We start from the raw sequence: 21617 nt of genomic DNA, 5'->3' as shown, positions 1-21617 counted from the left end.
GGGAACACCTTCCAAGGAGAATACACAAGCCACGATCCGGCGGGCAACTTTCGGGCCGCAATCGGCGCGTTGCGGCAACAAAACACCCCCTTCAATTTGCCAGAGCGCCGTTACCGCAAACCCCTTAAAAATAAGCTTATAAGAACCGCTTTGACCTATGCAGCCGGCGCATAATGACTATGCGCAAAGTGCCGTTGCCGGAACGGGTTTGGCTGGCTATCTGACCTGCAACAGAACACGCACAGCCATGACATCCAGTCATGCCATTCAAAGGACGATCAAAATGGCCGTTATCGACACCACCCGCTCCGCCGCGTTTCATGCCGCTCCCGCCGGGCTGACCATCAGCCGCCTCTTTGCGTCCTTTACCGCCTGGAAAGACGCACGTGCCACACGCATGGCATTGTCTGCGCTGTCGGACCGCGAGCTGGATGACATCGGCTTGACCCGTTCGGACATCGCAAAGTTCAGCGCTCGCGCATGAGCGCACAGCGCACCGCCAGATCAATTCGATATCATCTTTAGAACGCGCGCCTTCCGCAATACCGGGGCGCGCGTTTTGCATATTGCAACCTTGTCAGGCGCGGCGCCACAGGTGCATGACGTCACCATCCATAGCGCGCACATCCTCCAGCGCGAACCGGGGTGCGGCCTCCAGCGCATCAAGGGTCAGCGCCCCGATGCCAGCGCGGCCATCCGCGCCCAGTGCCAGACCGGCGGTAAACCCTGCCAGCCCGTCCACCACATCCGCCTTCAGCAGGGACGCAGCCAGCGCGCCACCCCCTTCGCAGAAAACACGTGTCAGACCGGCAGCGCCCAGCGCCTGCATCGCCGCCGCCATATCAAGGCCCTCGCCGCGCAGCGGGCAGGCGATCAGACGCGCGCCAAGATCGGTCCATGCGGCGATTGACGCAGAGTCCGCCTCCGGCCCGTGGATCAGCCACACCGGCACGTCGCGCGCCGTCTGCGCCAGCCGCGACATCAGCGGAAGCGTCAGCCGCCGCGACACTGCGATGCGGACGGGCTGTTGCCGCGCGCCCATGCCGCGCACGGTCAGCATGGGATCGTCCGCGCGTACCGTGCCAGCCCCCACCATGACGGCGTCATAGCGTGCCCGCATGGCGTGGACCGCCCGGCGCGCACCCGGTCCGGTGATCCATTTCGACTGCCCGGTCGCCGTGGCGATCCGCCCGTCAAAGGATGTCGCCAGTTTCAGCAGCACTTCCGGCCGCCCGCGCTGAACCCGGTTGAGAAAACCGCCCAGATCGCGGGCTGCGTCATCGGCCATGACCCCGGTGGTGACCTGCACACCAGCCTCGCGGAGCATGGCAAGGCCGCGACCCGACACGCGCGGGTCGGGATCGTCCGACGCAATCACGACGCGCGCAACGCCTGCCGCGATCAGTGCGGCGCTACAGGGCGGCGTGCGTCCGTGATGGGCGCAAGGCTCCAGCGTGACATAGGCCGTGGCGCCGCGTGCGGCGGTGCCTGCCTGCGCCAGCGCCTGCGTTTCCGCATGTGGCGTTCCGCCGGGCTGCGTCCAGCCGCGCCCGATGATGCGACCCGCGCGCACAATCACGCAGCCCACCGCCGGGTTCGGCCAGGTATTGCCCTGCCCGCGCCGCCCCAGCCCCAGCGCCACGCGCATGAACCGATGATCGTCGCCGCGGGTCACGTCTTGGGTGGCTCTGCTCCGGGCAGCGCTTCGGGCCGTAGCTCGCTCACGAATTTGTCGAAATCGTCGGCCGCCTGGAAGTTCTTGTAAACGCTGGCAAAACGCACATAGGCCACCGTGTCGATCCGTGCCAGGCTCTCCATCACAATCTCCCCCACGGTTTTTGAGGGTATGTCGGTGTCGCCCATACTTTCCAGTCGGCGCACAATGCCCGAGATCATCTGTTCGATCCGCTCCGGTTCGATCGGACGCTTTTGCAGGGCGATACGGATGGACCGCTCCAGCTTGTCACGGTCAAAATCCTCGCGGCGGCCATTGGTTTTCACCACAACCAGATCGCGCAGTTGCACCCGCTCGTAAGTGGTGAAACGACCGCCACATGCCGGACAGAACCGGCGCCGCCTGATCGAGACATGCTCCTCTGCGGGACGTGAATCCTTGACCTGTGTTTCAATATTTCCGCAAAACGGGCAGCGCATTGGCCTGTCCTTTTATTGTCTCTGCCTCTCGAATATGGGTCTGCCGCCCAGTTATCCACAGGCACTATAGGGCAGCCGCAAAGTTTTGGGTAGATGCGAATTGACCCCACCAGATGCAGCGCAATGGACCTTTGGCGCCCCTTGCCGCGTTGGGGCTGCAATACATCGCAAAGGAGTTTTTACATGACGGGCAAGGTTCTATTCATCACGGGCGCATCATCCGGCATCGGCGCGGAAACAGCCCGCAGGGCAGCAGACGCCGGATGGCGCGTGGCGCTGTTTGCACGCAGCGAAGACAAGCTGAAAACCCTCGCCAGCGAAATCGGTGACAGCGCGTTGGCCCTGCCCGGCGATGTCACCGATCTGGGCACGCTGAAGGATGCTGTCGCGCAGACTGTTTCGCATTTTGGCCAGCTGGACGCGGTCTATGCCAACGCAGGCACCGGGCTGGATACGCCGGGCGTTGAAAACGGCGACCCGGAGGAGTGGCGCAACATGATCGACATCAACGTCATGGGCGTGCTGCTGACGATGAAGGCGGCATATCCGGAGCTGAAGAAAACCAAGGGCCATCTGGTTCTGACCGGCTCGGTCGCGGGGCGCGTGCATATTTCGGGGTCGATCTACGGCGCATCCAAGTGGTTCGTTCACGGCCTTGCGGGCAACATGGCGCAGGACATGCGCGAATGGGGCGGGCGCTGCACCGTCATAGCTCCCGGCATGGTCGACACGCCCTTTTTCAGCGAGGCAAAACCTGACAAGCTGATGCCGGTGGACGTGGCCAGCGCCGTTGTCTACGCTTTGGACCAACCGGCCCACGCCAACGTGCAAGAGGTCGTCGTGATGCCCACGGGCTGACCAAACCAAGGAGCCGAATGATGCAGGAATTCCCCGGAACCCCCGCATGGCGCAAGGAAATGCGTAGCACTCTGATCGAGGCGCGTCAGGCTATTCCCGTCGCCGCGCGACAACAAGCCGATGCGCACCTGTCCGAGAGGCTTGACACCCTGCTCGGGGACGTGGACGGCAAAACCATATCGCTCTACTGGCCATTCCGGGGAGAGCCGGACCTGCGCAAATGGGCCGCAGATTGCCGGGATCGCGGCGCAAGGCTTGCCCTGCCTGCCGTCGTCGCCAAGGCGCATCCGCTTGAATTCCGCGCATGGCAGCAGGGCGATAAGCTGGAAAAAGGGGTTTGGAACATACCTGTCCCGCCGCAGGGTGCCGATGTGGTCGCGCCCGATATCGTGCTGGCGCCGGTGGTGGGGCTGGACGCGAACAATTTCAGGCTGGGCTATGGAGGTGGTTTCTTTGACCGAACGATAGCCGATTTGCGCAGCAAGGGTCACAGACCGCAGGTCATCGGCGTCGGATACACCCAGCAGCGGATGGACACGATCCACCCGCACGAATTTGACATCGCCATGGATGAGGGCGTTTTGGTCGATGCGCTATAATATAGAAACTGCGCTGCCTTAAATTCAGGCAGCGCAGTTTCAGATGTATCAGCATTTAAGGGTGTTCTACCCGCGTCAGGCGTCGACGACGCAGACGGTACGTGGCAAGTCATCGCTGACCATGAAGGATGGCAATGCCCACCCGCTGTCCGTGACAACGGGCTTTTGGCGCAAATCGCGCAAGGTTTCTTCGCATTCTGGCAGCTTGTCTTGGGATACTTTGATCTCGAACACGTTCGCCTGCTCGGCATCGGATGTTTCAAACGTGGTTGCCAGACCGGCAACGGGGACACATAGGGCGGCTATGATGATAAAGCGTTTCATTGCGTTCTCCTTCGATCTGGGAAAACAACGCGTTAGGCCGGGAATGGTTCACCGTTGAATGAAAAAACGCCGCAAAAATCAACTTTTCGCGGCGTTCTATGTTGTTTACTGGTCCAGGAACGAGCGTAGCTTGCGCGACCGGCTGGGGTGTTTCAGCTTGCGCAGTGCCTTTGCCTCGATCTGCCGGATGCGTTCGCGCGTGACCGAGAATTGCTGGCCCACCTCTTCCAGCGTGTGATCCGTGTTCATCCCGATGCCGAAGCGCATGCGCAGAACCCGCTCCTCGCGCGGCGTCAGGGATGACAGAACGCGCGTCGTCGTTTCCTTGAGGTTGTCCTGAATGGCCGAATCCAGCGGCAGGACGGCGTTCTTGTCCTCGATGAAATCGCCCAGCTGGCTGTCTTCCTCGTCGCCGATCGGGGTTTCCAGCGAAATTGGCTCCTTGGCGATTTTCATCACCTTGCGGACCTTTTCCAGCGGCATTTGCAGCTTTTCGGCCAGCTCTTCCGGTGTCGGCTCGCGGCCGATTTCGTGCAGCATCTGGCGCCCTGTGCGCACCAGCTTGTTGATCGTCTCGATCATATGAACCGGGATGCGGATGGTGCGGGCCTGATCGGCGATGCTGCGGGTAATCGCCTGACGGATCCACCATGTCGCGTAGGTGCTGAATTTGTAGCCGCGGCGATACTCGAACTTGTCGACGGCCTTCATCAGGCCGATGTTACCCTCCTGGATGAGGTCCAAGAATTGCAGGCCGCGATTGGTGTATTTCTTGGCAATCGAAATGACCAGACGCAGGTTCGCCTCGACCATTTCCTTCTTGGCCAGCCGCGCCTCCTGCTCGCCCTTCTGGACCTGCCCGACAATGCGGCGGAATTCGGAGATGTCCAGACCGACATACTGGCCGACCTGCGCCATGTCCGAGCGCAGCTCTGTCACCTTGTCGTTCGACCGCTCAATCAGCATCTGCCAACCGCGGCCCGATTTCTGGGCCATATCGTCCAGCCAGTTCGGATCCAGCTCGCGGCCACGATATTCGTCGATGAATTCGCGCCGGTTGATGCGGGCCTGATCGGCCAGTTTCACCATGGCGGAATCGATCATCATGATGCGTTGGTTGATGCCATACAGCTGGTCGATCAACGCCTCGATACGGTTGTTGTGCAGGTGCAGCGAATTCACCAGAACCACGATTTCGCTGCGCAAAACCTGATACGTGTCCTCCTGCGAGGACGAGAACGTGCCGTCCTCGTTCAGCGTCGCGGAAATGCGGCTGTCCTGCATTTCGGCCAGTTTCAGGTAATCGTCGGCGATATGATCCAGCGTTTCCAGCACCATCGGCTTGAGCGCGGCTTCCATCGCCGCAAGGCTCATATTGGCCTGATCATCTTCGTCATCGTCGTCGTCGGCGGCGATCGGATTGCCGTCAGCATCCAGTTCGGTGCCGTCGTCCTTGGTCGATGTGGGCGCGGTGGCGACGTTTGCGGCATCGACAACCGATTCGCCCTCGCCGTCCAGCTGATTGCCGAATGTCGTCTCAAGGTCGATGACATCGCGCAGCAAAATATCCTCGGTGACAAGTTCGTCGCGCCAGATAGTGATCGCCTGAAAGGTCAGCGGGCTTTCGCACAGGCCCGCGATCATGGTGTTTCGGCCCGCCTCGATCCGTTTGGCGATGGCGATCTCGCCCTCGCGCGACAGAAGCTCGACGCTGCCCATTTCGCGCAGGTACATGCGCACGGGATCGTCTGTGCGGTCCAGCTTCTCTTCCTTGCCGGACCCAAGCGTGATTTCACCGCGCCTGCCAACTTCGGCCACGGCGGTGCCGCGCTGATCCTCGTCCTCGACCTCGTCGTTTTCGATGATGTTGATGCCCATTTCAGACAGCATCGACATCACGTCCTCGATCTGCTCCGAGCTGACCTGATCGGGCGGCAGAACCTTGTTCAGCTGGTCGTAGGTGATGAACCCCTTTTCACGTGCCTCCGAGATCATCTTCTTGATCGCGGTCTGACTCATGTCCAGCGACATCTCGGCGTCCTGATCGTCGGGCTTCTGGTCGTCGGTGTCTTTGGCGGCCATGTAAGTCTCCTGAATGACGGGCGCGTGATTCGCTAAACTCGAATCATCCCTGCTACGAGGTGATTCGCAACCCGTTTACCTGTTTTTCTTCACCCGGACCTTACCAAAATCCAATTAGCGGCTTGGTTTGGTAAAGGTAATCTTGTCCAGCAGGGCGTCAAACTGCTTGCGTTCGCCCCGGTTGATTCGTGCGCCATTATCGGCAAGGTCGTATTCCGCGCGGTCCTCGTGTTCGCTGCGCACCGCGCGGTTGCGCGCCTCGGCGGCCTGCCCCAGACGCCATGTCATGGCCTCATCTGCAACGCCCAGCATATCCTCGGCGGCGTCTACAATTTCGGCCCGCAAGCCTTGGGTTGCTGCAATCTTGGCCAATTCTTCGGCCACGGTCATCTGTGCCAGCGCTGCATCGCCCGGATGGCGGACAGGCGGGGTCAATGCGACATGGGGAAGAGACAGCAATTTTTCAAGGGCATGTTCGCCCAATGCGGCAATTATGGCATCGCGCAGCGGCGCCGCGCCATTGGGCCCATGGCTGACGATCAAATCGCGGATCCGGGCGTGATCGGGGTCGGGGCAGCCCAAACGCTCAAGCGCGGATTCAAAATCGTTCAGGATGGCGGGGGTCGAAATGAACGCGGCCAGAATGACCGCCTCACGCATCTGGTCGTGTTGGCGCGGGTCCGACCGGGCCAGCGGCGATGACTTGGTGCTGGCGCGCGCCGATTGATCGGGCTTGATCCAGCGGCCTTTGCCTGCGCCCTGCGGGCGGCCCTGCCCGCCCTTGCGCGGACGAAACAGCTGCCAGCACAGATCTTTGAACGCCTGCACATAATGACTGCGTATGGATTGATCCGTGATTCTATCCACTGCATCTTTCAACGCTTTGTCCAGCGCCGCGCGCCGTTCGGGGCTGTCAAATTCACGCCCTTCCGTCTCGCGCTGCCACAGCAGTTGCACCATCGGCTGCGCGCCCGCAATCAGCGCCTGCACGGCGCCCGGCCCTTGGGCGCGCAGGATATCATCGGGGTCCTGCCCTTCGGGCATGAGAGCAAACCGCAGGCTTTTGCCCGCTTCGAGCAGGGGCAGCGCCGTATCAATCACCCGCTGCGCCGCCGCAAGGCCGGCCCGGTCCCCGTCAAGCGCCAGCACAGGTTCGTCCACGGCGCGCCACATCAGTTGCAGTTGGGTTTCCGTCACGGCCGTGCCCAGAGGCGCCACCGCGCCGTGGAATCCGGCCTGAACCAGCGCGATCACATCCATATAGCCTTCGGCCACGATCAGCGGCTGGCCCTTGCCGGCGGCCTCCCGCGCGGGGGCGTAATTATAAAGTGTGCGCGATTTGTCGAAAAGTTCCGTTTCGGGAGAATTCAGATACTTGGCATTGTCATCTGGGTCCATCGCCCGCCCGCCAAACGCAATGACACGGCCGCGGGCGTCGTGGATGGGAAACATGATGCGCCCGCGAAAAACGTCGTAAGGCGTGCCGCCCTTCCGGGAGGGGCGCGCCAAGCCACAGCCGAGGATCAGATCCTCGGCCACGCCCTTGCCCGTCAAATGATCCCACAGGCCCTGCCACGCTTGCGGCGCAAATCCGATCCCGAACCGGTCTTGCGTCGCGTCATCCAGCCCGCGGCGTTGCAGATAGGCGCGCGCATCCGCGCCAGCGCCGGTTTTCAGCATCAGACGGAAATACTGCTCCGCCTGGTCCATGACCTCCGCCAGTTGCGTGCGCCGGTCGGCCTTGGCCTGCGCCTGCGGGTCGCGTTCGGGGATCTGCATACCCGCCTCAGCGGCAAGGATGCGGATCGCCTCCATGAATTCCACATTCTCGGTATCGCGGACAAAGCTGATGGCATCACCCTTGGCGTGGCAGCCAAAGCAGTAGTAGAACCCCTTACGGTCATCGACGTGAAAACTGGCGGATTTTTCCTGATGGAATGGGCATGGTGCCCACATATCGCCCTTGCCTTGGTTGGACTTGCGGGTATCCCACATGACTTTGCGCCCGACCACTTGGGTCAGCGACGTGCGCGTGCGCAACTCTTCAAGGAAACCGGGCGGCAAGGACATGACAGCTATATGGGCTGAGTCGCGCCTGCCGCCAAGAGGCACCGCCAACACAGGGCCGGATCGGATGGCAGCGAGAACAATGCCACGCAGCGCGACATTCGGTCAGCCAGCCTGCTCCAGACACGCGGCCTGGAACGCGGCAGCGGCATCGCCAGTGAGCTGATCCTGCGGCAGGGTATAGACCCACTCCACAAGCGGCTGGACAGCAGGTACAAACCGCGCCGCGATGTCGCCATCGGCAAGCGTCGCCGTCGCATCCGCCTGCGCGCGGCCCGATACACGCTGCGCAACAGCGTCCGCGACGATGCCTGACGTGACAGCGCAATTTTCAGCAGCCTTGCCTGCGGCCAGCGCGGGCGCGGCGGTCAGGGTCAGGGCGGCGTAAAGGAGGAAACGAAACATATCAGCCTTTCGTGTCAGGACATCTGCAAACAATTACCAGTGCGAATATCGCTTGGCCACACAAACGGAGCGCGATGGACCGATTGCGCTGGTTTCTGCGCAATCGGTCGAAAGCCTGGGAAATCCGCTGCGCGGGGTGGTCGCGCCTTGGCTGGCGCTGAAATCGCTTACCGAATCACAGCCCCAGCGCACGATAACTGGCAGCAACCTTGCCTATCGACACCAGATAGGCGGCCGTCCGCAGGTCCGTCACCTCGTCGCGCCCGTGCCAGACATCGCGCATTGACTGGTAAGCCGCGCGCATGGTGTCATCAAGACCCGAGCGCACCAGCTCCAACTCGCCCGCGCCGCGCAAGTATCGCTGCTTGAAATCGGGGCTCAACGTCCAGCCCAGATTTTTGTCACCGCTCAGACGCTCCAGCTCATCCACAACCAGCTGGTGGCGCGATTCTTCCTGCCTGCGGCCCATGCGGCCAAAGCGGATGTGGCTCAGGTTCTTGACCCATTCAAAGTACGAAACCGTCACGCCGCCCGCGTTGGCGAACATGTCCGGGATGATGACGCAGCCCTTTTCGCGCAGAATTTGATCGGCGCCCGCCGTAACGGGGCCATTGGCAGCCTCGATAATCAATGACGCGTTGATATTGGCCGCGTTGGTGATGTTGGTAACACCCTCCATCGCCGCGGGGATCAGGATGTCGCATTCCTTTTCCAGAACCTTCGCGCCCTCGGGCACATATTCGGCATCGGGGAACCCCTTGACGCCGGCATGCTTGCCGATCCAGTTGCGTACCTCTTCGATGTTCAGGCCCTTTTCGTTGATCAGGGCGCCATCATGTTCAACGATTGCGGTAATGATGCAGCCATCCTCTTCGGACAGGAACTTGGCCGCATGGTAGCCAACATTGCCAAGCCCCTGAATGACCACGCGTTTGCCATCCAGCTTGCCGCTGAGATTGGCCAGCTTGACATCTTCGGGGTGGCGGAAGAATTCCTGAAGCGCGTATTGCACGCCCCGCCCTGTCGCCTCTGTCCGGCCCTGAATACCGCCTGCATTGATCGGCTTGCCCGTGACGCAGGCGCGCGCGTTGATATCGGTTGTATTCATGCGTTTGTACTGATCGGCGATCCAGGCCATCTCGCGCTCGCTGGTGCCCATGTCGGGGGCCGGCACGTTCTGGCTGGGGTTGATCAGGTCACGCTTGATCAGCTCATAGGCGAAACGGCGGGTGATCCGTTCCAGCTCGTGTTCGTCCCACTGGCGCGGGTCAATGCGCAAACCGCCCTTGGAGCCGCCAAAGGGTGCCTCCACCAGGGCGCATTTGTAGGTCATCAGCGCCGCCAGCGCCTCCACCTCGTCCTGATTGACGCCCATTGCAAAGCGGATGCCGCCCTTGACCGGCTCCATATGTTCGGAATGGACGCTGCGATACCCGGTGAAGGTATGAATCTGGCCGCGCAGCCGCACGCCAAAGCGAACGGTATAGGTGGCGTTGCACACGCGAATCTTTTCCTCCAGCCCCGGCTCAAGATCCATGAGCGCGACCGCCCGGTTGAACATCAGGTCCACAGAATCGCGGAAACTCGGTTCTTTTGCGGCTGTCATCGCTACCCTCCAATGCGCGGCAGGCATCGGCCCGCCGCTTGATGTTTATGACGTAATTCCAAAGGTAACGTTAATCTTCGCACAGTTTTTGTCCAGTCAAGCTTGCCCGTGGCCTGCGCCGTTGCCTGCCCGGCATTACAAGGCAAAACATCGGAAAATTGTCCAAAACAGCCCGAATTTGCCTCTTTTTCGCCGTGATCGCGGCCGCATTTCCGACACAGCAGACCGCCATAAACATTGCAACGAAATCCGAGTCGACAACGCCGCTTTTGGCACCGCGAGGCATGACAGTGACGCATTTCAGCATGAAACCAGATACTTGGCACAGCCTGTCCAGCGCCAAACCTGCACCGCCCCATGCAAGGGGCAGCCGTCTGACCGTCTTCCGCAAGGATGAAGACGGGGCCGTCGTCGCCTTTACCTTGTTTGCATTGCTGATGATGCTGATCGTGGGCGGCATCGCCATTGACACGATGCGGCAGGAGATGAGCCGCGCCCGGCTTCAGAACACGTTGGACAATGCCGTTCTGGCCGGCGCCGGCGCGCCCTACGGCACCAAGCCAAAGCCGATCGTGCAGGATTTCATGGCCAAGGCCGGCATGTCCGCGTACCTCAACGAGATCGACGATGACGGGCTGGACGGCGATGACGACATCATCCAGACGCTGAACACCAGCAAGGTCAGCGCGACGGCGAAAATGTCGATGGACACCTATCTGATGCACTTGACCGGTGTGAAACAACTGGGCGCTGTCGCGGCCTCCACCGCCGAGCGGCGCGTGCCGAAACTGGAAGTGGCCATGGTTCTGGACGTGTCCGGATCAATGCGAAACAACCAGAAGCTGGTTAATCTCAAGACCGCCGGCAAGGCATTCACGACCAGCATCCTCAACAGCAGCAGCACGGGCGACGCGGTGATTTCCATCGTGCCGTTCCAGCTGGGACGTCGCGCCCGGCCAGCATATCTTCGACGCGCTGGAAGTGGACGAATTGCAGACCTATGCCAGCTGCCTTCAATTTTCCGATGATGATTTCAACAGCGCGGCGATTGACCCGGATGTTGAACAGCTACAGCTGATCTACACGGCGCAGGGCGATGACGGGTTCGACGATCTTGATAGCGATACCAGAACCTGCTTTACTAACGAATACGCCGAAATCCTGCCCTATTCCATCAGCGAGACGGATCTGCACGCCAAGATCGACTCTTTCGAGGCGGGCGGAAATACCTCGGGCAATATTGGCATGAAATGGGGCGCCGCCCTGCTGGATGCCAAATTTCAAAAAGTCAAAACCGATCTGGGCAAAGTCGTCGTCGGCCAACGGCCCAAGGTCGATACCGCGGGAACGGTCATTCTTGACGATGATAAAAAACCGGTCACCGAACCCATTTATAAGGTCGATCCGCTGGTGGGAGTTGTCCCCGCAGCCTATGACGAGGGCGAAACGCTGAAAGTCATCGTCATGATGGGCGATGGCGAAAACACGTATTCCAATCAATTCAAACTGCCCAGCGCATTCCGCGGCCCCAATTCGCTGATGCACAAGGTTACGTGGACGCAGCAAAGCTTCAAATACGGATACCTCTCGCTTATCAACAGCATCAAGACATATGACGAGTCGAATTGTGGAAAAAACACGTGGCTGGGCAAGTGGATTTGCGTTTACGAGGAAGGAGGCTCTGAAAAATCGGCTTATTACATCAAGAACCCGAACAGAGACGAATATCTGAACGTCGAGGAAAATACGCGGATTTCTTCCTGGGCTTTCGACAACCTGGACGAAACCCTGTCAGGTTTTATTTCCAGCGAACAATTAAGCTGGGAAATGGCTTGGGGGCTGATCAGCCCGGAGTTTCTGAACGACAAGTTCAACTATAAAACGGCACTGAATGAATTTACAAACAACACCAACCGCGTAACCGGTAGCGAGAAAGATGGGCAGATGGACGATATCTGCACAGCCACGAAGAACAAGGGTGTCGTCGTTTATACGATCGGCTTTGAAATTCCGGTAAACAGCACCGCTGAAAAAGAGCTGAAACGCTGCGCCACCTCGCACGCGCATTATTACCGCGCCAAGGGGCTCGATATCTCCGATGCGTTCAGCTCGATTGCCTCGAACGTGATTAACCTGAGGTTGACGCAATGAAAAATCATCTGCGCCACGCCCTGCGCCGCCTGATGGGGCTGGCCCGTCGCGAGGACGGAAATGCCTCGGTCGAGTTTGTGGTGATCTTTCCGATTTATTTCGCGCTGCTGGCGATGTCGATCGAACTCAGCATGATCACCCTGCGCCAGACCCTGCTGGAACGTGGGCTAGACATGGCGGTACGTGACATCCGTCTGGGGACAGGCGAGTTTGTGCAGAATTACGACACCGAAGCCGAGAATGAGGCCGCGTTGGAGCAATACCATACCAAGATCAAGCAGCGCATCTGCGATGAGGCATTTACCATTGCCGATTGCCTGAACAGCATCAAACTGGAAATGGTGCGCAGCGACATGCGCAATCTGGTTTCTCTGGGCGGGGAGGTCATGTGTACCGACCGCGAGGAAACAGGCAAAGCCACCTATCGGCTGATGCCCGGCGTGGGGAATGATCTGATGTTTCTGCGCGCTTGCGTGAAGTACGATCCGCTATTTCCGACCTGGCACATTGCGCGGTCGATGACAAAAGACAACAGCGGCCAGTTGGCAATCGTGACCATGTCCGCCTTTGTGATGGAGCCTTTGTAACATGTTCCGCTGCATCCTGAAATCCTGGCTGGCCAGATTTAACAATGACGAACGCGGCACTGTCATGGTCGAGGCGGTCATCACCCTGCCGCTTTTGATCTGGGCGATCGGTGCAACCTATGAATTTTTTGAATTGCACCGCTATAACAGCGCCCGCGACAAGGCCAGTTACACCATTGCAGACATGATTTCGCGCGAAGGTGCGGCGATCACGCCAACGTATATCGACAACGCAAAGATCGTGTTCGACACCATCTCGAACGATGGGGGCGCCAATTCGCTGCGGATTTCGGTAGTGAAATTCGTCAGCAGCGACAACGAATATGTGGTTCAATGGAGCAAGGTGCGTGGCGCGGGCGATTTGCCGGAGCTGGAGACGTCCGACATCAAAACAGCGCATGACAAACTGCCGGTTCTGCGCGGCGGCGAAGAGTTGATCATCGTGGAAAGCGTGTCGACCTACCCGGCCATTTTCAAAGTCGGGTTAAGCGATGATCTGAAGATCCGCACAACCGTCATGACCAGCCCCCGCTTTGTTCCGCAAGTCAAGTGGGAGGACAGCTGAACCGACGCCCCGCAGCAATCGCCGCAGTCTCGCACTGTGTCAGGGGCATGACAGATTCTGATTGGCTGCGCAGTTCCGCCCGCCCGACCTGCCCCTTCAGCGCCGCGCGACCACCTCGGCGCCAATCTCTTCCGGTTCGGTATCCACCAGATGGCCTGGAAATCCGGGCGCGGTGATGCTGAGGCCCGTCGCCTCCTCCAGTCGCTCGATGATGCGGTCCGACTGCGCGCGCATTCCATAGCGGCGCTGCCCATCTGTCAGAATTTCGATCATCAGGGGCGATATCTCAAGCGGGACATTGTGCAGATCGGCCAGTTTCTGGAACAGGCCGATATCCTTTTGCACCAGATCCATGGTGAAATTCACGTCGCGCGCGCCCGACAGGATCAGCTGGCTTTCGGTTTCGTGCACGAACGAATTGCCCGATGAGATCGCGATTGCGTCAAACGTGGTGCCCAGATCCATGCCCGCCGCCTTCATCACCGTCAGCGCTTCGCACAGGGTCAGCAGGTTGGCGGTGGCCAGATAATTGGTCATCACCTTCAGCACCGACGCGCTGCCCAGCTCGCCGGTATGCAGGACCTTGCGGCCCATGATCACCAGCAGCGGCAGGATACGGTCGAACGTGGCGCGGTCGCAGCCGGCATAGATGCTGATATTGCCGGTACCGGCACGGTGGCAACCGCCCGACACCGGGCAATCGGCCACTGATGCCCCTTTGGCCATCACTTCGGCGCCAAGGCGCTGCACCTCGGCCGCGTCGGTGGTGGACATCTCCAGCCACGTCTTGCCCGGCCCCATATGTGGCAGCATCTGCGCCACAACGGCGGCGCTGGCTGCGGGGCTGGGCAGGCAGGTGATGACCGTATCGCAGTATTGCATCATCTGTGCCGGATCGCCGCCATCACCGGCGCCGCGCGCGCCGAAATCGCGCACCAGATCCGCGTCCAGATCATGCACCATTAGCGGCGTGCCGCCGCGCAGCAAACTGCCGGCCAGCTTGCCGCCGACATTTCCCAGCCCGATAAACCCGGTTTTCATGCGCATCCCCCTTGTGCCGCCGCTCCATCGCCAGCCTTGCCTGCAATGCCTGCGCCGTCTGGGCGGAATGCGACATGCGCCGGTATAAAAAGGACGCCGCGCTTGCCCATGGCGGCGGAAAAGTGGCATGCAGCAGGGGTGACGTCACTTTAACCACCGGATGCCCCTATGCGCCGCAGCCATGCCTTTGCGTTGATCATCACCCTGGGGGCCGCAGGGTGTACGCAGTTCCCGCAGCTGGACGCCACCCTGACGGACGCGGCGCGCGCGGCGCCCTATCCCGATCTGGTGCCGCTGGAGGGGCTTCAGGCCCGCATCAACGAAACCGACACCGGCCCCGATACTGCGCCGGCAATCGAGGCGCGCATCGCCGGGCTGAAATCGCGGGCGTCCCGGCTGGGCGGGACGGTGATTGACGACAGCACACGCGCACGGATGCAAGCCGGGGTCACGCGGTAGAGCCGCGGCAATGCTGCAAAAAACCCGCGTTGCACCCTGCCCGCTTTGCCTGTAGATCGCCAAAGACCCTTACCACAAGCCGGAGACAGCCCCATGAACGATCCTTTGCGCCTTGGTATCGCCGGATTGGGCACCGTTGGCACCGGCGTGGTGCGCATCATCCGCCAGAAGGCCGACCTGCTGGCGGCACGTGCCGGACGCCCCGTGACGATCAGCGCCGTCTCGGCCCGCTCGCGCGGCAAGGAACGCGGCGTTCCGCTGGATGATTACGCGTGGGAGGATGATCCCGTCGCACTGGCGCAGCGCGATGACGTCGATATTTTCGTCGAGCTGATGGGCGGCGACGACGGCCCCGCCAAGGACGCGACCGAGGCCGCGATTGCCGCAGGCAAGGACGTCGTGACAGCCAACAAGGCGCTGCTGGCCCATCACGGCCACGCGCTGGCCCTGGCGGCCGAGGATGCAGGGCGCGTCATCCGCTTTGAGGCGGCGGTGGCCGGCGGCATCCCCGTCATCAAGGCACTGACCGAAGGGCTGGCCGGGAATGACATGACCCGCGTGATGGGCGTGATGAACGGCACCTGCAACTACATCCTGACGCGGATGCAATCGGCGGGCCTGCCGTATGAGGACGTATTTCAGGAAGCATCCGATCTGGGCTATCTTGAGGCCGATCCGCAGCTGGATGTCGGCGGCATTGATGCCGCGCACAAGCTGTCGCTGCTGGCGGCCATCGCCTTTGGCTGCCGCGTCGATTTCGACGCCGTCCAGATGGAGGGGATCGGCGCGATCACGATCGAGGATATCAATCACGCCGCCGACATGGGCTACCGGATCAAGCTGCTGGGCGTCGCCCAGATGACCGGCCGCGGGCTGGAGCAGCGCATGACGCCTTGCCTTGTTCCGGCCACCAGCCCGCTGGGCCAGCTGGAGGGTGGCACCAACATGGTGGTGCTGGAGGGCGACAATGTCGAACAGATCGTGCTGCGCGGCCCCGGCGCGGGCATGGGCCCCACCGCCAGCGCCGTCACGGGCGATGTGATGGATATCGCGCGCGGCTTCCGCCTGCCGATGTTCGGCCAGCCGGCGCGTAGCCTGGCACAATCGCAGCCCGCGACGGGCGGCACGCCAGCGCCGTACTACCTGCGCATGTCGCTGACCGACAAACCCGGCGCACTGGCCAAGGTCGCCACGGCGCTGGGGGATGCCGGCATTTCGATCAACCGGATGCGCCAATACGACCATTCCGGCCCGGACGCGCCCGTGCTGATCGTCACGCACAAGGCTGGCCGCGCCGATCTGGACGCGGCGCTGGCGGCCCTGCCTGGCTTGGGCGTTGTCACCGACACGCCCATTGCGCTGCGCATCGAAACTGTCTGACCGCTGCCTTGTGCGGCGGCCCTGCTGCCGATAAACCGGGTGTCATTGCTGCCCATTCCACATTTGCCAAAGGATCCTGCCATGACCGACACCGCCGATTTCAACGACCGCATGCTGTCGCTCGGACTGGCCCGCGTTTCCGAGGCGGCCGCGCTGGCCTGCGCCGACATGATCGGGCGCGGCGATGAAAAGGCGGCAGACCAGATGGCCGTCAACGCCATGCGCGAGCAGCTGAACAAGCTGGCGATCAAGGGCGTCGTCGTCATCGGCGAGGGCGAGCGTGACGAGGCGCCGATGCTGTTCATCGGCGAGGAGGTCGGCACCGGCGACGGCCCCGGCGTGGATATCGCGCTCGATCCGCTGGAAGGCACGACGCTGACCGCCAAGGCGATGCCCAACGCGCTGACGGTGATTTCCATGGCGCAGCGCGGCAGCCTGCTGCACGCGCCCGACGTCTACATGGAAAAGCTGGCGATCGGGCCGGGCTATGACAAGGACGTGGTGTCGCTGGACATGTCCCCGCGCGAGCGGGTCGAGGCGATGGCCCGCGCCAAGGGCTGCAAGCCGGCGCAAGTGACAGTGTGCATCCTTGAGCGCCCCCGCCACCAGGAAATGATCGAAGAAGTCCGCGCCACCGGCGCCGCCGTCTACCTGATCCCCGACGGCGATGTTGCCGGCGTCATTCATTGCGCCGAGGCCGAGCTGACCGGAATCGACATGTACATGGGCTCGGGCGGGGCGCCCGAGGGTGTGCTGGCGGCCTCCGCGCTGAAATGCATGGGCGGCCAGATCTGGGGCCGGCTGCTGTTCCGCAACGATGACGAACGTGGCCGCGCCGCCAAGGCGGGCATCACCGACCTCGACCGCATTTATGCGCGCGACGATATGGTGACGGGCGACGTGATCTTTGCCGCCACCGGCGTCACCGACGGATCGCTGGTCAAGGGCGTCAAACGGCGTCAGACCTATGTGGAAACCGAAACCGTTCTGATGCGCTCGAAAACCGGGTCGGTGCGCCGCATGATCTACCGCAATCCGATCAAGTAAAGTCGCTTTCAAACCGAAGCATTCAAGGCGCGCCCGATTGCATGGCGCGCCTTTTGCGTTGTCAGATTGCGGTGGTGTCGTTGTGCTGGCCACTTGGAACTGACACCGCGCAAATCGCACATGCCGGATATTCGCAGCCGCGCGCTGAAGCGACCGGAATTCTTCGGGACATTTCGATGCGCACGCGGTAATCGGCGGACCATGAGTATTTTTCGGAAGATGAAAGCCGGGCGCACATGACTGCGTTTCTGGATGTAGAGGCATCGCTGACCGGGCGACGCTGGACCGGCCCGACACCGGCACTGGAGCGTGCGGCCGAAGCGATGGCGCAGATCACCGACCTGCCCTATCCGGTCTGTCTGGTGCTGGCCCGCCGCGGCGTAGCCCCCGAGGGCGCCCAAGGATACCTGGCCCCTGCCCTGCGCGATCTGCTGCCCGATCCCAGATCGCTGCTGGATATGGAGACGGCCGCAGCCCGGTTTCTTGCGGCGGTAGAGCGGCGTGAGCGGATCGCGATCTTTGCCGATTACGACGTTGATGGCGGCACCAGCGCCGCGCTGCTTATTGATTGGCTGCGCCAGATGGGGCGCGAAGCAACGCTGTACGTGCCCGACCGCATCGACGAGGGCTATGGCCCCAATGACGAGGCGATGGCCGCGCTGGCCGCCGCGCATGATCTGATCATATGCGTCGATTGCGGCACGCTGAGCCACGGACCGGTTGCCGCAGCCAAAGGCGCCGATGTCATTATCCTCGACCACCATCTGGGCGGAGAGACGTTGCCGGACGCGCTGGCCATCGTGAACCCCAACCGACAGGACGAAAGCGGCGATCTGGCACATCTGTGCGCGGCTGCCATCGTGTTCCTGATGCTGGTCGAAGCGGGCCGCCAACTGCGGGAGGCCGGGCGCAAGGGGCCGGACCTGATGGCGATGTTGGATCTGGTCGCACTGGCCACGGTGGCCGATGTGGCGCCGCTGATCGGGGTCAACCGCGCCTTTGTGCGGCAGGGCCTGCGCATCATGGCGCGGCGCGAGCGGCCCGGATTGGTCGCGCTGGCCGATGTTGCGCGTATGGACAGCGCGCCGGCGGCCTATCACCTTGGGTTCCTGATGGGGCCGCGCGTCAATGCCGGCGGGCGCATCGGGCGCGCCGATCTGGGCGCGCGCCTGCTGGCCTGCAACAATCCGGTCGAGGCGCAGGCGATGGCCGAGCGGCTGGATCAGCTGAACGGCGAACGCCGCGAGATAGAGGCAGGGGTTCAGGCCGCCGCAATGGCGCAAGCCGAAGCGCGCGGTCTGGATGCGCCGCTGGTATGGGCCGCAAGCGACGGCTGGCATCCCGGCGTTGTCGGCATCGTTGCCAGCCGCCTGAAGGAGGCGGCGAACCGCCCCGCCATCGTGATCGGCTTTGACGGCGATATCGGCAAGGGATCGGGCCGCTCCGTGACAGGCGTCGATCTGGGTGCCGCAATTCAGAAGCTGGCCGCCGAAGGACTGCTGCTGAAAGGGGGCGGGCACAAGATGGCTGCCGGCCTGACCGTCACGCGCGCTCAGCTGGAGCCTGCGATGACGCGCCTGTCCGAATTGCTGGCCAAGCAAGGCGCCGGCACCGTCGGCGCCGCGGATCTGGTGCTTGACGGGCTATTGATGCCCGGCGCCGCCACACCCGATCTGATCACGCAGCTGGACGCGGCCGGCCCCTTCGGCGCGGGTGCCTCGGCGCCGCGCCACGTCTTTGCCCAGATGCAGATCACTTTTGCCAAACGTGTTGGCGAACGTCATCTCAAGATCCGCTTCGGTGACGGCACGGGGCCACAACTTGATGCCATTGCCTTTGGCGCGTCGGACGGCCCGCTGGGCCCCATGCTGGAAAATCATGGCGGCAAGCGATTTCATCTGGCGGGCCGCCTTGAGCTGAACGTGTGGCGCGGTCGTCAGAACGTGCAACTAAGGTTGGAAGACGCCGCTTTGGCGTGATCGAATTACGGCATTTCATCCCCGAAGCAAGTTTTCCGCCATCCGACTAAGAAAGATGCAAAATCCCCCTTGCATAGATCGCCGGATTTGCCTAGGAACCGCCTCACGCAACGTGTGGCCCGTTCGTCTATCGGTTAGGACGCCAGGTTTTCAACCTGGAAAGAGGGGTTCGACTCCCCTACGGGCTGCCACTTTCTCAAATTACGGCAATAAAACAAATCAGTTACACCCCGCCGGGGAAACTGACCCATAAACCATTCCACAAGTCTGTTTCTGGCGGTCTCTGTTTGATTACCTCGCCTCCGTGAGGTTCGTGGCTGCAACTTTTCACCGTGCGCCTAACTCCTCGGTGACAACTGTGCCCCATCGAACGCACCTTTTGGTCATTACTACGCCGTAGATGTAGATGACCAAAGAGAAGGTAGTTTTTGGGAGTGCACATGAAAAATCTATCCGCAGCGAGCGTTCTAGTTCTGGCTTCCCTTGCCGCTGACGCGGCCACGGGAGGACCTTGAAGCAACCCGGCCTTTTACGCATCAACCTTTCACCTCCCGGATGGTGGCTGGGAAATAACAGGCAGCGCGATGGTCCCGCATCGATGGGTATGCAAGGGGCGCCTGCACGGTCAGAGCGAAGACATGTTCAGCCTACCTGCGCAGACTGTGGCTGTCACATGTATTAATGGTCCTTCTGCTGGGCAGATTACCTTGATCCCTGACGCTCAGGCAAGATTTGCGAAGTTGCAATATAGGCTGGACAATGGCCACCGTGGATCAACAAACCTCCACTGAAGCGCTAAGCTGACATTCGCACCACTGTTCTTGTCTTCAAGCAATTGGTGGCGCGAGTGTTTCTGCACTTGCGTAACCCGGCTGGTTTTTCAAGTGTGCCGATATGGCACTTCAAGTTACTGAATTTTTGGCTTCGAGCCGCTCGATCCGGCAGGCCGTATATTCGCGGATCAGGCGCAATGCCCATTCGTTAACGGTCCCTGCATAAAACCGCGCCACGGTGCCTGCTCAGTGAAGCCGCTCAAGCTGCGGGAGCCGGTGATCTGTTGCCCGAACCGCATGTATGCAGAGAATTTCAAAGCACTCCCAGAATTCGCTCTTGAGGTGCCCCCCTCAAACTGGACAAGGACCTGAGCTCTGATTTGCGGTCTGCTGATCTTCACCACGAAGGAGATCGATGATGTCGAGACGAAAGCAGCATGCCCCTGCGTTCAAGGCGAAGGTGGCGCAGGAAGCGCTGAAACGCGAGGCGACCGTGTCGGAGCTGGCGAGCCGGTTCGGCGTGCATCCAACGACGATCAACCAATGGAAACGGGCGCTGCTGGATGGCGCGTCCGGTGTTTTCCAGCGCGGCAGCCGCAAGGCACCGGTGATTGATGAAGACCAGATCAGGGACCTGCACGCCAAGATCGGGGGGCTGGCGGTGGCCAACTCTTTTCTGGAAAGAAAGCTCAAGTTCTGGGGCGGGAAATGAGGCGCGGTATGATCGAACGCGACCATCCGGACCTGTCCATCGGCCAGCAGTGCGCGCTGCTGTTGATCCCGCGGTCGTCGTTCTACTATGCGCCGCGGGTTCCTCTATCTGGTGGCGATCATGGACTGGCATACCCGGATGGTTCTGTCGTGGCGAATCTCGAACACGCCGGAGGCCGACTTCTGCGTCGAGGCGCTGAACGAGGCGCTCCATAGGTTCGGACCGCCCGACATCATGAACAGCGATCAGGGATCGCAGTTCACATCCTTCGCCTGGACAGACCGCCTGCGCCGGTCCGGCGTCCGCATCTCTATGGACGGCAAGGGTCGTTCCTTGGATAATATCTTCATCGAACGCCTGTGGCGTAAATAGCGGTGAAGGACTGCTCGTCGCAACCTATCGATACCTCCGCCGTCGGAATTGGTCCGGACATTCGGATTTCGATCTCCCACGTCCCAACGTTTCGAAATCCGTTGGTTTCCTCGACGGGCTTCCTCTCGCCTGCCGCAGATTCAAGCTTTCCGGATTTCGCAGCAGAGATCAGGGCGTCGAGCATCTGAAAAAGCGTATGATTGACGGGGAGGCTTTTCACTGATGCAAGATTCAGGCCCGCGCTGCTTACCGGCTCTCGATAACCAAACATCAAAAGCATCTTGCTGCCATCAACACAGCGTTCCACTGCATCTTCATGTTCAGGATGCTGGACCTGTCGCGGTTTAGTGCCGCCCCAGGTGCTCTTTTAGGCCACTTTCCGTTCGAAGGCGACCGGGCTTTTCCAGCCCAATGCTGAGTGCCGTCGGCGCGGATTGTAGAAGCCGTTGATATACT

The 21617-nt window shown here is 61.3% G+C and carries 21 protein-coding genes, 1 tRNA gene and 1 pseudogene; 14 read left to right on the top strand and 9 right to left on the bottom strand.

Annotation, left to right across the window (positions count from 1 at the left end; genetic code table 11):
• Nucleotides 1-283 precede the first annotated feature (283 nt).
• Entirely contained in the window at nt 284-484 is a 201-nt protein-coding gene (locus DQ230_RS07540; protein ID WP_113911973.1) for a DUF1127 domain-containing protein, read from the top strand.
• A gap of 93 nt (nt 485-577) precedes the next feature.
• Here DQ230_RS07540 and ribD read toward each other — a convergent pair whose 3' ends face one another.
• A complete protein-coding gene (ribD, locus tag DQ230_RS07535) occupies nt 578-1675 on the bottom strand; it encodes a bifunctional diaminohydroxyphosphoribosylaminopyrimidine deaminase/5-amino-6-(5-phosphoribosylamino)uracil reductase RibD (protein WP_338050503.1) in 1098 nt (365 codons plus the stop codon).
• The gene (gene nrdR / locus DQ230_RS07530; protein WP_113911972.1) at nt 1672-2154 is read right to left on the bottom strand and encodes a transcriptional regulator NrdR; all 483 of its coding nucleotides are present in this window, start codon (nt 2152-2154) and stop codon (nt 1672-1674) included. Before nrdR ends, ribD begins: the two co-directional genes overlap by 4 nt.
• Before the next feature lie 183 nt (nt 2155-2337).
• On the opposite strand from nrdR, the gene DQ230_RS07525 reads away from it, so the two are divergent.
• On the top strand, nt 2338-3012 hold the full coding sequence (locus DQ230_RS07525) for an SDR family oxidoreductase (RefSeq protein ID WP_113911971.1): 675 nt from the start codon (nt 2338-2340) through the stop codon (nt 3010-3012).
• A gap of 17 nt (nt 3013-3029) precedes the next feature.
• Complete coding sequence (locus DQ230_RS07520; RefSeq protein WP_113911970.1) at nt 3030-3611, top strand: 5-formyltetrahydrofolate cyclo-ligase; 582 nt, start codon at nt 3030-3032, stop codon at nt 3609-3611.
• A gap of 75 nt (nt 3612-3686) precedes the next feature.
• On the opposite strand, the gene DQ230_RS07515 is transcribed toward DQ230_RS07520, so the two are convergent.
• From DQ230_RS07515 to DQ230_RS07495, 5 genes are all read right to left on the bottom strand, one after another.
• Nucleotides 3687-3935 carry a hypothetical protein gene (locus DQ230_RS07515; protein WP_113911969.1) on the bottom strand — a complete coding sequence of 83 codons (249 nt, stop codon included), beginning with the start codon at nt 3933-3935 and terminating at the stop codon, nt 3687-3689.
• Nucleotides 3936-4040: 105 nt separating this feature from the next.
• Complete coding sequence (gene rpoD, locus DQ230_RS07510; protein WP_113911968.1) at nt 4041-6017, bottom strand: RNA polymerase sigma factor RpoD; 1977 nt, start codon at nt 6015-6017, stop codon at nt 4041-4043.
• Between the two features lie 114 nt (nt 6018-6131).
• A complete protein-coding gene (gene dnaG, locus DQ230_RS07505; RefSeq protein WP_113911967.1) occupies nt 6132-8087 on the bottom strand; it encodes a DNA primase in 1956 nt (651 codons plus the stop codon).
• A 102-nt stretch (nt 8088-8189) separates the two neighbouring features.
• The gene (locus tag DQ230_RS07500; protein ID WP_113911966.1) at nt 8190-8489 is read right to left on the bottom strand and encodes a DNA primase; all 300 of its coding nucleotides are present in this window, start codon (nt 8487-8489) and stop codon (nt 8190-8192) included.
• Nucleotides 8490-8664: 175 nt separating this feature from the next.
• Complete coding sequence (locus DQ230_RS07495) at nt 8665-10095, bottom strand: Glu/Leu/Phe/Val family dehydrogenase (protein WP_113911965.1); 1431 nt, start codon at nt 10093-10095, stop codon at nt 8665-8667.
• 305 nt (nt 10096-10400) lie between these two features.
• Here DQ230_RS07495 and DQ230_RS07490 point away from each other — a divergent pair, with 305 nt between their 5' ends.
• The 4 genes from DQ230_RS07490 to DQ230_RS07475 are packed head-to-tail and all read left to right on the top strand — an operon-like array spanning nt 10401 to nt 13398.
• On the top strand, nt 10401-11123 hold the full coding sequence (locus tag DQ230_RS07490; protein WP_162497395.1) for a TadE/TadG family type IV pilus assembly protein: 723 nt from the start codon (nt 10401-10403) through the stop codon (nt 11121-11123).
• Nucleotides 11077-12246, top strand: coding sequence for a hypothetical protein (locus tag DQ230_RS07485; RefSeq protein WP_162497394.1), 1170 nt, complete (start codon nt 11077-11079; stop codon nt 12244-12246). The genes DQ230_RS07490 and DQ230_RS07485 overlap by 47 nt, the downstream gene beginning before the upstream one ends.
• Nucleotides 12243-12833 (top strand): TadE/TadG family type IV pilus assembly protein, encoded by a 591-nt coding sequence (locus DQ230_RS07480; RefSeq protein WP_238987454.1) that lies wholly within the window; start codon nt 12243-12245, stop codon nt 12831-12833. Before DQ230_RS07485 ends, DQ230_RS07480 begins: the two co-directional genes overlap by 4 nt.
• A 1-nt stretch (nt 12834) precedes the next feature.
• Nucleotides 12835-13398 (top strand): TadE/TadG family type IV pilus assembly protein, encoded by a 564-nt coding sequence (locus DQ230_RS07475; RefSeq protein ID WP_113911962.1) that lies wholly within the window; start codon nt 12835-12837, stop codon nt 13396-13398.
• 96 nt (nt 13399-13494) lie between these two features.
• Here DQ230_RS07475 and DQ230_RS07470 read toward each other — a convergent pair whose 3' ends face one another.
• On the bottom strand, nt 13495-14439 hold the full coding sequence (locus tag DQ230_RS07470; protein WP_113911961.1) for an NAD(P)-dependent oxidoreductase: 945 nt from the start codon (nt 14437-14439) through the stop codon (nt 13495-13497).
• Nucleotides 14440-14607: 168 nt separating this feature from the next.
• Here DQ230_RS07470 and DQ230_RS07465 point away from each other — a divergent pair, with 168 nt between their 5' ends.
• From DQ230_RS07465 to DQ230_RS07430, 7 genes and pseudogenes are all read left to right on the top strand, one after another.
• Nucleotides 14608-14898 carry a hypothetical protein gene (locus DQ230_RS07465; RefSeq protein WP_113911960.1) on the top strand — a complete coding sequence of 97 codons (291 nt, stop codon included), beginning with the start codon at nt 14608-14610 and terminating at the stop codon, nt 14896-14898.
• Nucleotides 14899-14991: 93 nt separating this feature from the next.
• Nucleotides 14992-16278: a homoserine dehydrogenase gene (locus DQ230_RS07460; RefSeq protein WP_113911959.1), complete on the top strand. Its 1287-nt coding sequence runs from the start codon at nt 14992-14994 to the stop codon at nt 16276-16278.
• Between the two features lie 81 nt (nt 16279-16359).
• Nucleotides 16360-17325 (top strand): class II fructose-bisphosphatase, encoded by a 966-nt coding sequence (gene glpX / locus DQ230_RS07455; protein WP_113911958.1) that lies wholly within the window; start codon nt 16360-16362, stop codon nt 17323-17325.
• Between the two features lie 236 nt (nt 17326-17561).
• Nucleotides 17562-19304 (top strand): single-stranded-DNA-specific exonuclease RecJ, encoded by a 1743-nt coding sequence (recJ, locus tag DQ230_RS07450; RefSeq protein WP_113911957.1) that lies wholly within the window; start codon nt 17562-17564, stop codon nt 19302-19304.
• A gap of 116 nt (nt 19305-19420) precedes the next feature.
• A tRNA-Glu gene (locus tag DQ230_RS07445) sits at nt 19421-19495 on the top strand.
• Nucleotides 19496-20495: 1000 nt separating this feature from the next.
• The gene (locus DQ230_RS07435; RefSeq protein ID WP_162497393.1) at nt 20496-20789 is read left to right on the top strand and encodes a transposase; all 294 of its coding nucleotides are present in this window, start codon (nt 20496-20498) and stop codon (nt 20787-20789) included.
• An 87-nt stretch (nt 20790-20876) separates the two neighbouring features.
• Nucleotides 20877-21155: pseudogene (locus DQ230_RS07430) on the top strand (transposase); the annotation flags it as partial.
• On the opposite strand, the gene DQ230_RS07425 reads toward DQ230_RS07430, so the two are convergent.
• Nucleotides 21136-21468 (bottom strand): hypothetical protein, encoded by a 333-nt coding sequence (locus DQ230_RS07425; RefSeq protein ID WP_113911953.1) that lies wholly within the window; start codon nt 21466-21468, stop codon nt 21136-21138. The pseudogene DQ230_RS07430 and the gene DQ230_RS07425 overlap by 20 nt on opposite strands.
• Nucleotides 21469-21617 lie beyond the last annotated feature (149 nt).

Source organism: Roseovarius dicentrarchi (genome assembly GCF_003316635.1).
GTDB classification, from domain to species: Bacteria; Pseudomonadota; Alphaproteobacteria; order Rhodobacterales; family Rhodobacteraceae; genus Roseovarius; species Roseovarius dicentrarchi.
The sequence above is the reverse complement of the archived record's forward strand: the minus strand, read 5'-3'. Positions and strand labels throughout refer to the sequence as shown.